The 15,038-nt window shown below is 59.1% G+C and carries 16 protein-coding genes and 2 tRNA genes; 7 read left to right on the forward strand and 11 right to left on the reverse strand.

Annotation, left to right across the window (positions count from 1 at the left end):
* Positions 1-54: 54 nt before the first annotated feature.
* On the reverse strand, positions 55-852 hold the full coding sequence (locus tag P3T24_RS30625; protein ID WP_429440414.1) for an acyltransferase family protein: 798 nt from the start codon (positions 850-852) through the stop codon (positions 55-57).
* A 210-nt stretch (positions 853-1,062) separates the two neighbouring features.
* Between P3T24_RS30625 and P3T24_RS30630 the strand changes: the two genes are divergently transcribed.
* Entirely contained in the window at positions 1,063-2,019 is a 957-nt protein-coding gene (locus tag P3T24_RS30630; protein WP_429440416.1) for a hypothetical protein, read from the forward strand.
* A 264-nt stretch (positions 2,020-2,283) separates the two neighbouring features.
* On the opposite strand, the gene P3T24_RS30635 is transcribed toward P3T24_RS30630, so the two are convergent.
* Positions 2,284-2,598: a DUF4148 domain-containing protein gene (locus P3T24_RS30635; protein WP_074263679.1), complete on the reverse strand. Its 315-nt coding sequence runs from the start codon at positions 2,596-2,598 to the stop codon at positions 2,284-2,286.
* Positions 2,599-3,736: 1,138 nt separating this feature from the next.
* Between P3T24_RS30635 and P3T24_RS30640 the strand changes: the two genes are divergently transcribed.
* Positions 3,737-3,886, forward strand: coding sequence for a hypothetical protein (locus P3T24_RS30640; RefSeq protein ID WP_166660758.1), 150 nt, complete (start codon positions 3,737-3,739; stop codon positions 3,884-3,886).
* 231 nt (positions 3,887-4,117) lie between these two features.
* Positions 4,118-4,714, forward strand: a complete 597-nt coding sequence (locus tag P3T24_RS30645) for a chorismate mutase (protein ID WP_429440418.1) — start codon at positions 4,118-4,120, stop codon at positions 4,712-4,714.
* Here P3T24_RS30645 and P3T24_RS30650 read toward each other — a convergent pair.
* Together P3T24_RS30650 and P3T24_RS30655 are read right to left on the reverse strand one after the other, a co-directional pair.
* The gene (locus P3T24_RS30650; RefSeq protein WP_429440420.1) at positions 4,711-5,862 is read right to left on the reverse strand and encodes an exonuclease domain-containing protein; all 1,152 of its coding nucleotides are present in this window, start codon (positions 5,860-5,862) and stop codon (positions 4,711-4,713) included. The two genes, P3T24_RS30645 and P3T24_RS30650, sit on opposite strands and share 4 nt — an antisense overlap.
* Positions 5,863-6,295: 433 nt before the next feature.
* Positions 6,296-6,499, reverse strand: a complete 204-nt coding sequence (locus P3T24_RS30655; protein WP_074263676.1) for a cold-shock protein — start codon at positions 6,497-6,499, stop codon at positions 6,296-6,298.
* A gap of 410 nt (positions 6,500-6,909) precedes the next feature.
* Here P3T24_RS30655 and P3T24_RS30660 point away from each other — a divergent pair, with 410 nt between their 5' ends.
* Complete coding sequence (locus P3T24_RS30660; RefSeq protein WP_074263675.1) at positions 6,910-7,152, forward strand: hypothetical protein; 243 nt, start codon at positions 6,910-6,912, stop codon at positions 7,150-7,152.
* A 158-nt stretch (positions 7,153-7,310) separates the two neighbouring features.
* On the opposite strand, the gene P3T24_RS30665 is transcribed toward P3T24_RS30660, so the two are convergent.
* Positions 7,311-7,511, reverse strand: a complete 201-nt coding sequence (locus P3T24_RS30665; RefSeq protein ID WP_429409189.1) for a hypothetical protein — start codon at positions 7,509-7,511, stop codon at positions 7,311-7,313.
* Between the two features lie 169 nt (positions 7,512-7,680).
* On the opposite strand from P3T24_RS30665, the gene P3T24_RS30670 reads away from it, so the two are divergent.
* Positions 7,681-8,826: a porin gene (locus P3T24_RS30670; protein ID WP_429440422.1), complete on the forward strand. Its 1,146-nt coding sequence runs from the start codon at positions 7,681-7,683 to the stop codon at positions 8,824-8,826.
* Positions 8,827-8,929: 103 nt separating this feature from the next.
* Here the strand turns inward: P3T24_RS30670 and greB are convergent, their stop codons facing one another.
* Complete coding sequence (greB, locus tag P3T24_RS30675; protein ID WP_429440424.1) at positions 8,930-9,499, reverse strand: transcription elongation factor GreB; 570 nt, start codon at positions 9,497-9,499, stop codon at positions 8,930-8,932.
* A gap of 119 nt (positions 9,500-9,618) precedes the next feature.
* Here greB and P3T24_RS30680 point away from each other — a divergent pair.
* Positions 9,619-9,695 (forward strand) — tRNA-Arg (locus tag P3T24_RS30680).
* 72 nt (positions 9,696-9,767) lie between these two features.
* Positions 9,768-9,844 (forward strand) — tRNA-Arg (locus P3T24_RS30685).
* Between the two features lie 187 nt (positions 9,845-10,031).
* On the opposite strand, the gene P3T24_RS30690 is transcribed toward P3T24_RS30685, so the two are convergent.
* From P3T24_RS30690 to P3T24_RS30710, 5 genes are all read right to left on the reverse strand, one after another.
* Positions 10,032-10,520, reverse strand: a complete 489-nt coding sequence (locus tag P3T24_RS30690) for a phage protein NinX family protein (protein WP_429440426.1) — start codon at positions 10,518-10,520, stop codon at positions 10,032-10,034.
* Positions 10,521-10,605: 85 nt separating this feature from the next.
* A complete protein-coding gene (locus tag P3T24_RS30695) occupies positions 10,606-12,978 on the reverse strand; it encodes a RelA/SpoT family protein (RefSeq protein WP_429440428.1) in 2,373 nt (790 codons plus the stop codon).
* 86 nt (positions 12,979-13,064) lie between these two features.
* The gene (rpoZ, locus tag P3T24_RS30700) at positions 13,065-13,268 is read right to left on the reverse strand and encodes a DNA-directed RNA polymerase subunit omega (protein WP_031359151.1); all 204 of its coding nucleotides are present in this window, start codon (positions 13,266-13,268) and stop codon (positions 13,065-13,067) included.
* A 60-nt stretch (positions 13,269-13,328) separates the two neighbouring features.
* The gene (gene gmk, locus P3T24_RS30705; protein WP_074263670.1) at positions 13,329-14,009 is read right to left on the reverse strand and encodes a guanylate kinase; all 681 of its coding nucleotides are present in this window, start codon (positions 14,007-14,009) and stop codon (positions 13,329-13,331) included.
* 30 nt (positions 14,010-14,039) lie between these two features.
* The gene (locus P3T24_RS30710) at positions 14,040-14,963 is read right to left on the reverse strand and encodes a YicC/YloC family endoribonuclease (protein WP_429440713.1); all 924 of its coding nucleotides are present in this window, start codon (positions 14,961-14,963) and stop codon (positions 14,040-14,042) included.
* Positions 14,964-15,038 lie beyond the last annotated feature (75 nt).

Genomic DNA, 15,038 nt, shown 5'->3' on the forward strand with positions numbered 1-15,038 from the left:
GAAAGCAGCTCTGAACCGCTTCACCATCCAGTTCGAAGAACGGCTGGTGCAGCGTTAAACACCAACCCGTTTACACAAAATTCGGGACACCCCCCCCGTTGGTCCCACACTCAATTCCTGCACGGCCTTAACGCGGACAAAATAGGCCGCGACGCATCCACCAATGAAAAACCACTCGATCTGAGTCGCTGAAAATAGCGCTATGCACAGTCCTGCGCCAACAGCCACAGCCCACGCGCGACTAACAGAAACGATGGCGGCCGCGAACGGCAGGATCAGATAGAACCTCCACTCGTATACGAGCGACCAAAAGACCGTGTTTATCAGACTGGTCTGCTTGAGCCCATTGATGTCGGGCATGCCAGGTATGGTGAATAGCAACCAGGACGTTATCTGCGAGACCAGATCGGCAAGCGGCGCTGAAATGCGAAAATGTGTCAGCGCCAAAGCAGTGGCAATGAGAAGTCCCGCACTCGCAAGGTACATCGGCACGAGACGACGGACACGAGACACATAAAGCTTCAAGGTGTCGATCCTGCCGTCGCCTTCGATAACTCGCCCCCAGAAAAGGAGCGCTGTGATCATGAAGAAGAAGGCGACGGAACCGCGTCCAACAAAAGTGTTTAATCGCGACGGCGTCAACTCCCAAGTTCCCGTCCGATAGAACTGCTCGTTAATCACGACGTGGTGCAACAAAACGCCCAATGCCAGATAACCGCGCAGGCCGTCGATCGCATGAAATCTGTTGGCGGAGATTTCCCCCTCTACCACGGACTTGAAGAAGCCGAAGCGGACCAAACAGGCGGCAACCGCGAACGCTATGGCGATGACGAGGGCAGCGCCAGATGCCAAAGAAAGGCCGCCTATTTGCATGGGGTTGTATAGGGAAAGCCTCAATTATAGCGATGAGACGCTTCTCGGCGAGGACGCAAAAGTGACGCTCGGGTAGCTTCCCCATCCCGCACGGCTGTCAGATTCAGTAAGAAGCCGGCGTCGTCGACAGCATTTCAGATCCGTACAATCGCCTCAGAATAGAACTCGGGCGGCTACCAGGTGAGAGAGATGCGAGCAGACATCCGGCTTTGTTTTCGATTTTTTCTATCCCTGCCGGTCCTCGGCGCGATCTCCTTAGGTGGCGCCCAATCCGCGCATGCGAATTGCGTTTCCAGCAGCGCCAGTCAACCGCTGGATCTCACGCTTCCTTCGACGAATATCGCTGTCTCGCCAAGCCTGCCAGTAGGTGCGACGATCGGGTCGGTGCGCGTCGCGGCGCCACAAGATATTCCGTTTGTCTGCAGTGGGGCATCGAACACGCGCGAGGCCCAGTTGGCGATGGCGCCGGCTCCTGTGGCCGATTTCGCGGGCGTATATAGCACCAACATCGCTGGCGTCGGCATGCGTATCACCGCCAGCGGCGGAAATTTTGCCGGCATAGACGACGGCCCGCGCCTGGCCCCTTACAAAGTCCCCCTGCCGAAAGACGCGAAACACTTAACCGGCTTCGCGCTCCAGGTCGACTTTGTCAAGACGGGCCAGGTTCAGAACGGGACCTTGGCTGCGGGCAAGCTCGTGACCGTGCTAGTCGGCGGAACCGAGTTCGTTGACGTTGCGATCCCGAGCGACACAGTCGTGTTTGCGGCGAATCAGTGCGACGCAGTGCATGTAGGAGGCGCGGTCGGAATGGGCGTCAGCAACATGGGCGCATTTACGAACGAAACCATCGCCGTCGGTCTCGGCTGCAATCCTTCAATCGGCGTGCTGGTGCAGGTGAATCAGGGCTATGTCTACGGCAGCACGCCGCGCTGGGATCATGAGGATACCTACAAAAAGGTCGCAGCCGATCCGCGCGGCGTCTATGCTCGTCGAGCTGCCCGGGGCTTGCCAAATCCGGATTCAATCGATACCAATGGCACCAGCTTCAACTCGGGCGCATTCGACGCGAGTACATCCGGCTCGGGCTCTTTCAGCGCAGGTTCGCCCGGTGGAAATACGTTTGGCGGAAGTGTCGTGCGCCGCTGAATCATCCACTACAGCCACGATTGCCACGACCGACAGCGCGACGTCAGGACACAAAAAAACCCGCCGGTGCAACGGCGGGTTTGACAAGGGAGATATGTCCATGAAAGCACCTCTCACTAGAGGCAACTTCAGTGTAGGACGCACAACCTCGCTTTAGGTTTCGATGTCACTTACACGTTTTACGAACCATTTCCGACGAAACCTGCTGGGGTGGGCAGACGTCACCGTCCGGCCCAGACCCCAGAACAACGTCACTACAGTGATTTAGTGACCGGCGTAAATCGAGCGTTGGCCTGTGAATGTCGAGACTGCAGCAGCGCCCGATTCCGACGAACCGCTAACCACACCACCAACACCGCTCGTCGAACCATTCTCTGCAGCAACGCGCGCCTCTGCAGCCTGCAGGTCAGCCGGGTAAGTGGCATTGTCAGCCGACGCTGGGTTATAGCCGGCCTTTTCAAGTTGAACCAGTTGACTGCGCACCTCTGCACGGGTCACAGGTTGGTTCGATTGAGCGAATGAAGCGACCGGAGCGGAAAGAACGACAGCGATGGCAACAGCCTTGATGATCGAGTTCATGATTAAACCTCCAGAATTTGTTTTACACAGCGCCGCAGACAGGTTTGTGTGCAGCAGGTGAATACAGTCTAAGAGTCGATAAACCCAGGGTAAATACCTAAGTTTCGAAATCACTTTTCTCGCAAATCTGACAATCGTGAGCGCGTGTCAAAACATGCTGCTCAAACTGCTTCACCCCGGACGCTTCGGCGAAACACATAGATGCGCGCCACGCGACGGATAGCGCGGACGTTTAAGGCACACAAACTGCTATGCTTTCGTCTCTAACTCTCGGGAGATGTATCTATGAAGAAGATCGGCGCGACAATCCTCGTTGCAGTGACAACGCTATGCGCGGCAATGCCGGCGTTCGCTGACTATGACCATCACCATCATTGTCATTGGGTCTGGCATCACCACCATCGAGTGCACGTCTGCCGCTGACGGAAAGGGCGACGGAAACTCTCCGTCTATCCGGCCCCGCTTTCGCTCATACAACGGCCAGCAGGAAGGTCATTCACGTCGTACAGCTTGAGCGGGTCGCGTACACCCGGGCATTGCCCATTCCACGACATCACATCTGACCCACGCACACCGCCTCCAAACGGACGCGGTGTGCTTTCGTCATTTCATATGCATACGTAAAAGAACGTCAAAGACGTCAACGAAATCACGTAACCCGTCGTTAACAAAAAATGAGGGATGGCTGAAACAAGCGGTGACGTTTCCTGGCGTATGTGCACTGCAGCGAATCCGATCGCTTAAAGGCCTCGATAACCATTCTGCGTGACAGACACCTTTACGCCGTTTCTGCGGTAAAGGCTACGTAGCGCTAAAGGGCCCGGTCGGAAATACGCGAGAAACGACGACACAAGCAGGCGCTGCAATGCAGCAATGAAAGCTCGGAACTAGTAGGGCGACGTCGTCGCCAGTGAGCAGTGGCAGGCGGTACAAGGCCGTGCAGGGCGGCAGATTCAAATAAGCGCGACCGTTCGTAAAAATGCAGAGCTGGCCTTAAATTTTATTCAAACGAGTTCAAGCAAAGTGATGCTGTGCCGTTAAAGCAACAGACAAGCGTTGAAAAACAGTGTTAACGCTTTGCAGCACTAGTGCAGATTGGGGACCGCGGCAGATAATCAGTTGGTACAGGAGAAAAATCATGGATGCCAAACCGCCCAAGATTCCGACCCCGGATAAAGTCTTCAGTCCGGATCCGGAACCTGCTGGCGTTGAGTTCCTGGGCGCCGAACTGCCGGAGCATGTTCGCGCGTTCTTCGACGAACAACGCAAGTCGTGCGAGCCGAAGTAAGAGTGAGCTGGCGCGCTGCAGCATCGGGGACACGCACACCGTGCGTGACCGGCGAGCGCACGTGCGCACATTTTGCAGGCCGCAGCAGGTTGTATTGACTCATTGGTACGCGCCGGATCAATCAGCTCAGCGCCATGTTCGCGCACGTCCCCCGCTTTATACCCGTCGCTTTACCGCCGCATCGTTTATTCTTCAGGCTTTTCTCCCTCGACTGCCCGGTCCGCCCCTCTCATGAATCGTTTGTATCGTAGCGGTGTACTGTGTGCGCTCGCGCTGTGCGCCGCATTGACTCTATCGCCGCGCCTCGCTCATGCAGACAGCGACGACACCGCCCTGACCAATCTGATTTCGCTCGTATCTCAACGACTGGCTCTTGCTGAGCCTGTCGCGCGCTGGAAGTGGGCAAACCATCAGGCCATCACCGATGCACCGCGCGAAGCCGCTTTACTCGACGATGTCGCCAAGCGGGCGACCGCCGCGCAGGTCGACCCTGAGTTTGCACGAGCATTCTTCCAGGATCAGATTGACGCCAGCAAGGAAGTGCAGAACGCCCTGTTCGCCACCTGGCGCAGCACGCGCCCGCCTGAGGGGGCTCCTCCGGACCTCGCGACCAGCACCCGGCCCCAGCTCGACCGGTTGACCAAGTCGATGATCGCCGGGCTCGCACGTGTGCAGACGCTACGTACGGTCCAAGACTGCCCGTCGCGCGTGGCGCAGGGTATTGCGAACTGGAACTCATTGACCCGCTATGACTCCGCCCGCTCGGGCGCGCTCACCCACGCGCTCGGTCACGTGTGTGAATCCGGCGGGGTTGGCGCGACGGGCTAGGCGACGCTCGCTGCACTTGCCGCGATGGGCAACCCAAGCGGCATGACCCGCAGGCCGCGCGCGAGATGCGACTGCAGGATCCGGTAAGTCGAAAGTTCAAACGAACCCGCGACGCTCGACGCATGCAGGCTTGCCGCCTGGGCGAGCGAGGGGGCGTGACCGACGTAGCACCAGCGGTCGACCACGTGAAAGGCGCGGGCTTGCAACTCCGCGTCGCGCTCCTCGAAAACGATAGGTCCGTCGAACGGCCACGGCGCATCGACAGGGTCGCTTTTCGCGACCCGCGGCACGCGGTTCTGTCCCGGACGCAGCGTCGCGATCCATTGAGCCTCCGCCAGCATCGCCCCCAACTCGCCGCCGGTCGCCAGCCACTCGACGCGCCGCACCTGCTGCGCGAGCCGCATGTCCTTCGACGAGCGGCGCTCGCCGCTCAGATGCGAGCGCAAGCGTTGCCGGACCCGCACGCTGCGGCCGACATAGAGCGGCACATCGTCCTCTCCGTAGAACACATAGACGCCGCAACCGGCCGGCGCCGTATCGAGCAGGTCTTCCGTGATTTCGCCCGCCAGCCGGTAACGTCGCAACGTGCGGTCGATCTGCGTGCGCAGCACCTCGAGCGGGACCAGCCCATGCAGGCGCTGCCAGAACTGCCACAGGAGGTCGGCATCGGCCAGCGCACGGTGCCGGTCGGACGGTACCAGTGCGTGCCGCTCGACGAGCGCGTCGAGTCCGTGGCGCTTTTCTGCCGGAAAGAGTGCGCGCGACAGACGCACGGTGCACAGTACATCCGGATTGAACGCCAGTCCCGCGCGGCGAAACTCGCTGCGCAGGAAGCCGCGATCGAAACTCGCATTGTGCGCAATAAACAGCTTTCCCTCGAGGCGCTCGAACAGGGCGGGAGCAATTGAATCGAAGGTGGGAGCACCACGCACCATCGCATCGGTGATACCCGTGAGTTGCTGGATAAAGGGCGGAATGCTTTGCTGCGGATCGACCAGCGTGCTCCAGCGGGACACGCCCAATGGACCTACTTCGACGACGCCCACTTCGGTGATGCGATGTTCCCCGGTCGATCCACCTGTGGTCTCAAGGTCGACAAACGCTATCGGCAAATCGATCGCGGAATTCTGCAAAAACTGTTCTGACATGGGCAAGGATAGGGTTCGATACGTGGCTTGCTGCAAGTATGCATCAGTTGGCGCACCGGCATGCGCGCGGTCTGGCCGCTTTAATGCGGGGCTGAGGGAGCGGTACGCGGTGCGGTGGCAGTCTTTAGCGAATCTGGACGTCGTGGCAACATTATGTTTTTATGACTCGAACACGGAAAGGCCGGCCATTTTTATACTCGAAAACCCTGGGTAAATCGACGTAACAGAACGCGTGCGCTTCACTCAGGGGCAATATCGGCCACGCACATACTGCCTTAAGCCCTCTGCAGTCACCGAGATACGCCCGAGCAGGAATTAAAATAGGAATAAACCCGCATCAAACATCACCAATAAAAAAGCCCCCGGCAATGCGAGGGCTTTCCTGCTCTACGATGCAGTGTTGCGGCCGCGCGGTTGGCGTGGCCCGCACGGCTTACAGCGGCTGGATGTTCGCTGCCTGCTTACCCTTCGGGCCCGTCTTCACTTCGAAGGAAACCCGCTGGTTTTCCTTGAGCGATTTGAAACCCTCGGCGCGAATTTCCGAGAAGTGCGCGAACAGATCGTCGCCACCCGAGTCCGATGTGATGAAGCCAAAGCCCTTAGCATCGTTGAACCATTTTACGATACCAGTTTCCATATTCCAATTTCCCTCTAGATTTGATTAAGACGGGCAATGCCCTCACGCCGATTACGATACGACCTTATCGAGGTACGTGGTAGCGATATGCCATCACGTCTTCTAATCGAAAATTCAGCATTGCCGTTATACGGGGAAGAAAGATCAGCCGTCAAGAAAATTTTTAATAGAGGCTTATAAGCTGAAACAATAACGAAACGACACCTGACTGGATGCAACGAACGCGCGCATATTAAGTAACAACCGAATATCCGGCACGTCAGTTTTACTTGATAACTCCCCTCCCCGCATAAAGAGGGAATTTTTCCCTGGATTTGTAACAGAGTATGTCTTTCGTAAGTGTTTGTCCGGGTTGTTCCAGTAAACCGGTCGCCTCATGATGGTCTTGGAAGTATGTAAAGGAGATAGTCATGCTGCTGAACGAACTCCATCGCTTTACCGCATGGATGAGCCGCTCGCTCCACAAGGCGCCCGCGGACAGGGCCAGACAGCCGGCAGAGTCGGCCTTCGACTTTGATCCCATGTGGCATGGCGATCACTGGCAAAACCTGTTGTCTTCCCCAATGGATGCCCGCCATTACGTAATGGAAGACTGGAGCGTGGTTACTGATTTCGAATCTCTGCCGGGCGTCCTCGCTACCGATATCCGCTAGAACCGGCTCACGGAAAACATAGGCAAAAAAAAGCGCGACTGGGAAGTCGCGCCGACAAAGGTTTGGAGATCTTTTTCGTCAACGAAAAAGTCCGCTTCGAAAAGCAGAGAGGCCAGTATACAGCTCGCGCTTCGAAACATTGCCGGTGCGATGGACAATCATGTATTGCTCGTCCCGCAACAATCTTGATTTTCATTCTTTTCGCGTTGTTTTTGCGCATCATTTGGTGTAGCAATTGAACAACGCACGACTGTTGACACACCCTCTCCCCACCCGTTGTATCCACGCAAAGCCTTTTCCAATAAGGCTTTGACAAACATCGCCAATAATTGCGCGTCAAGTAATACTTTATTGCGCAAATCGGAAGGTCCGCTGGGCGACCACGTCCTTACACTCTGCCTGTCCGGAAACAAGCGCGCCGCTTGCATCGTGCGCACTCACGCAGACCATCGCCTCTCGCAGCGTACGCGTGACGTTTCCTCGAAGCCTGGGTTTCCAAAACCCATCCTGTTCTCGGAGTTTACAAAGATGAAAAAGACACTCATGGTCGCGGCCCTCACGGGCGTTTTTGCTACTGCAGCGCACGCGCAAAGCAGCGTTACGCTGTACGGTTTGATCGATGCAGGCATCACCTACACGAACAACCAGAATGGTCATTCCAACTGGCAAGCAACGGACGGCGCGGTCAACACGAGCCGTTGGGGCCTGCGCGGCTCTGAAGACCTCGGTGGCGGTCTGAAGGCAATCTTCACGTTGGAAAACGGCTTTAACGTCATGAACGGCACGCTCCGCCAGGACGGTCGTCTGTTCGGCCGCCAGGCATTCGTTGGTCTGGCAAGCGACCAGTTCGGCGCCGTGACCCTTGGCCGTCAATATGACAGCGTTGTGGACTATCTCGGACCGCTGGCACTGACGGGCACGCAATACGGTGGCACGTTCACGGCTCACCCGTTCGACAACGACAACCTCGACAACTCGTTCCGCGTCGACAACTCGGTCAAGTTCCAGAGCGCGAACTACGGCGGCTTCAAGTTCGGCGGCCTGTATGGCTTCTCGAACGCAGCTGGCGAGTTCTCGAACAACCGTGCTTACAGCGTTGGCGGTTCGTATAACTACGGCGGCCTGAATGTTGCAGCTGCGTACCTGCAACTGAATAACAACGTTGGTGCTCTCGGCGCAATCACGAACACCGCCGGCGCAGTCGACGGCGACAACACGCTGCTGGCAGGTCGTCAGCGCACGTTCGGTGCTGGCATCAGCTACGCATTCGGCCCGGCAACGGCAGCCTTCGTGTACACGCAAACCAACCTGAACGACTTCGCAGGCATCGCTGCGGGTTCGGCAGGTACGTCGGCAACGGTTCCGCTCGGCGCGACCAGCGGTCACTTCCAGAACTTCGAAGTGAACGGCCGTTACCAGCTGACGCCGGCTCTGAGCCTGGCTGCTGGCTACACCTACACGCAATCGAGCATCGATGGCGCGAATCCGAAGTGGAACCAGTTCAACCTGCAAACTTCGTACTCGCTGTCGAAGCGTACCGACGTGTACCTGCAAGGCGAATATCAACACGTGAGCCAGGACGGCTCGGGCCTGAACGCAGACATCAATGGTCTGACCGCTTCGGGCAACAACAACCAGGTTGCTGTGACGGCAGGTCTGCGTACCCGCTTCTAAAGCATCCGGTAGTAGAAGTACTGAAAGGCGCCGCTTGCGGCGCCTTTTTTTTTGTCACCTGTGACTTGAAGGCAGTGCGTGCCCGCACCGCCTGGCCCAGCGATTAACCGCCTTCATCCGGCGGTGGGTACACCACGTCGATGATATCGATCGGTTCTGGGCCCGCGGGAGTGTGCAACGTCACCTGATCGCCGATCCTGGCCTTCACCAGCGCCCGCGCCACGGGCGAAATCCAGCTCACCCGTCCGTGGTCCAGATCGACCTCGTCGACACCGACGATCGTCACCGTGTGCACCTCGCCATCCCCGGTCGCATAGTCGACGGTCGCACCGAAAAACACCTGGTCGATGTTTTCCTGCTTGCTGCTATCCACAATCTCCGCCAGATCAAGGCGTTTGGTCAGAAACCGGATGCGCCGGTCGATTTCGCGCAACCGCCGCTTTCCGTAGATGTAATCGCCGTTTTCGGAACGGTCGCCGTTCGAGGCCGCCCACGAGACCAGTTTCACGACCTCCGGACGCTCCTCGTCGATCAGATGCAGCAGCTCATCGCGCAGCCGCCGGTAACCGGCGGGGGTAATGTAGTTTTTCGCACCGGCTGGGATCGCAGGTTGCGCGGCGTCGAGATCGTCGTCACTCTCTTCGCTCGATTCTTTAACAAAGGCCTTGTTCATGATCTTCCATAGACTGCAGCAAACCCTGCCCATCAAGGTTACACGATCAGGGCAACCAGACAAATCGCCGTTTCACGCTTCCCTTTTTTGATACCTTTGCTATAATCTCGTTTCTGCGTGCGGCTGTAGCTCAGTTGGATAGAGTACTTGGCTACGAACCAAGGGGTCGTGGGTTCGAATCCTGCCAGCCGCACCACTTATTTCGAGGGCCTCCCTCCGGGGAGGCCCTTTTGTTTCACCCGGTTTTTCGTTGTATCCAGTTTGCCGTGCGGCTGTAGCTCAGTTGGATAGAGTACTTGGCTACGAACCAAGGGGTCGTGGGTTCGAATCCTGCCAGCCGCACCACTCATGAAGGGCCTTCCATATGGAAGGCCCTTTGTTTTTGCGTTGATGGGTTAACGGCGTTGAAGTGCGCCGCATCCATCGTGACACTCGCAGCCATGCTGCAGACCGGCGCCTTAAGGCCGCTCACACACGTTGGCACGATGGACAACCGTGGTGACAATCTCCCGTGTCCTGGCCAACTCGCGTTTCACCGCGCCGCTGATTGAATGTCGCCGATCTGCCCGTCAGGCGTCGGAATATCTTCGGGCGACATACCCGCCGTTACCTCGCTGATGAGTTCCGCCTTGAGGCCGTCGAGCGCCTGCGACTGCTGCAAGACATCTTCCACGGTATCGCCGAACCGGCTGGTCACAAACGCCCGCAGCACCGCCACGCGCAATGAGTCGCCCCGCCCCTCCGCCGTCCTGTGGCCGCCTTCGAAGTCCGCGACGCAATGCGCCTGCTGACGATTCACGTGCTCCCGCACCTCGAGCCGCTGCGTCCGCTCCAATACGGTCGCAGCCGCCTCCCATGACGTGGAGGGCGTGAACCGGCCGTCCCATGGACGTCCGCGCTCCTCGCCGCGAATCGAGACGGTCTGTCCGCCATCGGTAAAGTGGATTTCACGCACGAAGTCGTGCAGGCTGCGGGCGACCCAATAGTCGAGGTCCATGCCGTTCAGGTCAGCTACGTTCATTGCGCTCTCCCTCAAGAACAGAGTGAGACCCGAATCCGGCCCGAGTGTTCAGACCGGCGCTGCAGAATTGCAGCGGGAGAAGCCGTCAATAATCGGCGCGTTCGCGATCGATTCGCATCCCGCCATCGTGACGGTGATGCCCTTCCTCACTAGGCCGTTCGCGTGCGATGCGCATGACGTCCGGATTCGTGCGAACCCGGCGCATGACGTTGGCCAGATGCACCCGGTCGCTGACCTGAATCACGAAGCGCAAGACCGTGGATTCCTGCGACAGGTCTTCGTCCATCGCAATGTGGACGATGTTGGCGTCTGCGGACGTGATATCCGCCGCCACGCGGGCGAACACGCCCTTGGTGTTCTTGACGAGCACCTTCACCGCCACGTCGAACAGACGGCCTGGCTGCGGCGCCCAAGCCACGTCGATCCAACGGCCCGGATCGCGCCGGTGAATGCGCTGGGCGACCCGGCAGTCGGTGGTGTGAATAGCCATGCCGAGGCCGATGCCGATATAACCCATGATGTCGTCGCCCGGAATCGGCCGGCAGCAGGCCGATAGCTGCACGGACATACCTTCGGTACCCGTGATCACCACCGGCGGCGCATGCGACGTGTGGCCGGACTCAGAGCGCGGGCTGTCGTCGTCGGCATCGTGCCCGTTCATCAGCACCTCGATGCGCTTGGCCATGACCGCCGCCACGCGCCGGCCAAGGCCGATATCCGCGAAAATTTCCTGACGGCTCTTGTTGCCGGTCCACTGCACGAGCTTTTCCCAGGCTTCCGGTGTGACCTCGGAAAGCGCGAGGTCGTAGCCCTTCAACGCCTGATCGACGAGCCGCTCGCCCAGTTGCACCGACTCGTTCAGCCGCATCGTCTTCAGATAGTGGCGGATAGCCGAGCGCGCCTTGCCGCTGCGCACAAACCCGAGCCACGCCGGATTCGGCTTTGAATACGGCGCCGTGATCACTTCGACGATATCGCCGCTCTTCAGCTCAGTGCGTAACGGCAGCAGTTCATTGTTGATCTTCACCGCGACGCACTGGTTGCCCAGGTCGCTGTGGATCGAATAGGCGAAATCGAGCGCGGTCGCGCCGCGCGGCAGCGCCATGATCCGCGACTTCGGCGTAAACACGTAGACCGCATCCGGGAACAGATCGATCTTCACATGCTCGAGGAATTCGCTCGAATCGCCTGCTTCGCTCTGGATATCGAGCAGCGACTTGAGCCACTGATGCGCGCGTTTCTGCACGTCGTTCAGATCTGCACCGCCGTTCTTGTACAGCCAGTGCGCGGCGACGCCCGCTTCGGCGATCTCGTGCATCTTGCGCGTACGCACCTGGAACTCGATCGGCGCACCGAACGGGCCAACCAGGGTGGTATGCAGCGACTGGTAGCCGTTCACCTTCGGAATGGCGATGTAGTCCTTGAACTTGCCCGGCACCGGCTTGTAGAGCGCATGCAGCGCGCCGATGCAGGTGTAGCACTCCAGCGCGCTCTCGACCACCACGCGGAAGCCGTACACGTCCAGCACTTGCGAGAACGACAACTGCTTGTCGCGCATCTTCTTGTAGATGCTGAAGATGGTTTTTTCGCGGCCGGTGACTTCGGCGTCGAGCTTCGCGTCCGCAATGGCGCGCTGCACCGACTCCAGAATCTTGCCGACCACCTCCCGCCGGTTGCCGCGCGCCGCCTTGACGGCTTTTTCGAGCGTGGCGTAACGATGCGGGTTGAAGTTCGCGAAGCTCAGGTCCTGCAGCTCGCGATAGGTATTGTTCAGGCCAAGCCGGTGGGCGATTGGCGCGTAGATATCCAGCGTTTCGCGCGCCACGCGGCGGCGCTTTTCCGGCGGCACCGCGCCGAGGGTGCGCATGTTGTGCAGCCGGTCGGCCAGCTTCACCAGAATCACGCGCACATCGCGCGCCATCGCGAGCAGCATCTTGCGGAAATTCTCCGCCTGCGCTTCCTCGCGATTTCGAAACTCCATTTTGTCGAGCTTGGACAAGCCGTCGACCAGTTCCGCGACCTTGGCGCCGAAACGCTCGGCGAGTTCGGCTTTGGTCACGCCCTGGTCTTCCATCACGTCATGCAGCAGCGCCGCCATGATCGACTGGGCGTCGAGCTTCCAGCTGGCGCAGATCTCCGCGACAGCAACCGGGTGCGTGATGTAGGGCTCGCCGCTCTGGCGATACTGCCCGAGGTGGGCTTCGTCGCTGAAGTGGAACGCCGCCTTGATGTCCTTGATCTCTTCCGGCGACAGATAGCCGGACAAGGCAGAGGTCAGCTTGGCGATCGAAACGACGTCATGCCGGCGCGGCTGCTCCGGCGTGGCGGTCGGCCCGAACAGATGGCGAAACGATTGTTCGAGGACCGCGTCGATGTACTTGCGTGCCGAGGCCGGTGAGTCGCCCTCGTGGGCTTCGTTCTCCACTTCCGTGACAGGGGGCGAGGGGGTAGTGCTCATATTCGCCTCCGTATCAGGTTCAGGTTTGACGCCGGTCTGCACGCGTGTGTGAATTACATGGCACTCGAAAACGGATGGAACGTACCTTAGACCGGTACCTTCTTCAGCATTTCGACGCCGACCTGGCCAGCCGCGATCTCACGCAGCGCGACGACGGTGGGCTTGTCGCGGCTTTCGATCTTCGGCGTGTGGCCTTGAGCGAGCTGGCGTGCGCGATACGTTGCGGCAAGTGCCAGTTCGAAGCGATTCGGGATCATTTTCAGACAGTCTTCGACGGTAATGCGGGCCATGTTGGATTCCTTCTCAGTATGTTGCTTATTCTACCTTATGTGCTCGATACCTCGCCGCAGTCACGCGTGCGGGAGGTGGATGCCGAGTTGCACAAAAAGGTCCGTGTGGCGTGCGTATTGCGAGGCGAAGCGCAAGCGCGTTGAGGCTACGAGACACTGCAACTCCGCCAGCGCACGGTCGAAGTTCTCGTTGATCACCACGAACTCGGCTTCAGCCGAGTGCGCGATCTCGCTACCGGCGGCCAGCAGCCGCCGTGTAATCACGTTTGGCTCATCCTGGCCGCGCTTTTTCAAACGGTCTTCCAGCGCTTCGAGCGAGGGCGGCAGAATAAAGATTTCGACAGCATTGCGAAACTGTTTTTTCACCTGTTGCGCGCCCTGCCAGTCGATTTCGAGCAGCACGTCATGGCCGCTTTTCATCTGTTCTTCGATCCACAGACGCGAGGTTGCATAGTAGTTGCCATGCACCTCGGCGCTTTCGAGAAACTCGCCCGTGGCGTGCCGCTTGAGAAAGTCGTCGACCGTCGTGAAGTGGTAATGCTCACCGTCCTTCTCCTTCGGACGCGGCGGGCGCGTCGTGTAGGAGATGGACAGGCGGATCGCCTCGTCGCGCGCGAGCAGCGCATTGACGAGCGTCGATTTGCCCGCGCCCGAGGGCGCAACCACCATGAACAGGTTGCCAGGGTAAGCCCCAGCGTATGGATTGCGCGGTGCGCTGTTTTCGCGTGTGTGGTCGGTCATTGCAATCGTTATCCGAAAGTGGCTCGAGGATTACTCCAGATTCTGCACCTGCTCGCGCATCTGTTCGATGAGCAGCTTCAAGGTCATCGACGAATCCGCCAGTTCTTTCGCAGCAGCCTTCGAACCGAGCGTGTTCGCTTCGCGGTTGAGCTCCTGCATCATGAAGTCGAGGCGCTTGCCGACCTTGCCGCCCTTCTCGATCACGTGACGCGTTTCGTTCAGGTGGGCGGTCAGCCGCGACAACTCTTCCGTGATGTCGATGCGGATGCCGTACATCGTCACTTCCTGCCGGATACGCTCGGCGATCTCTTCACGCGAGATGCTCGTCGACACCGTGTCCGGCGCGGCAATGCCCAAGGCTTCCTGCAAGCGCTCGACAATCTTCTGCTGATGCCTGGTGATCAATTCCGGCACCAGCGGCGTGATCTTTGCAACGATCGTTTCCATCTCCGTGACGTTGCCGAGCAGCATCGCGCCCAGTTGGGCGCCTTCGCGGCCGCGCACGTCGATCAGGTCGGTAATCGCCTGCTTGCCGCACCCAAGCACCGCATCGCGCAGCGTTTCAGCGGGGACACCGCTTTCGGCGAGCACACCCGGCCAGCGCAGGATTTCGCCGGTCCGCAGCCGGCCGGCTTCCGGAAACGCGTTGACGACCGCGCGTTCCAGCAGCGCGAGCTGGCTCAGAGCGTCATGATTGATCGCTCCAGCGTTGGCCGACTGTTCGCTACGCTGCAGATTGATACGAATATCGACCTTGCCGCGCGAGAGCTTGTTCATCAGCATTTCGCGCAGGACCGGCTCGCAGACGCGCACGTCTTCCGGCATCCGGAAGTTCAGATCGAGAAAGCGCGAGTTCACCGTGCGCAGTTCGACCGATACGCTCACGCCACCACTGCCGGTATTCGCCGCGAGTTCGCGCGTGGCGCTCGCATAGCCAGTCATGCTGTAGATCATCATTTGTCTCGCGATGAGGCCATGCCGCTGACGGGATGGCCGGAAGAGTCGAATCGCCCGGCGTGTACGAGACGC

The sequence above is a fragment of the Paraburkholderia sp. GAS33 genome, assembly GCF_050436645.1.
GTDB classification, from domain to species: Bacteria; Pseudomonadota; Gammaproteobacteria; order Burkholderiales; family Burkholderiaceae; genus Paraburkholderia; species Paraburkholderia phenazinium_B.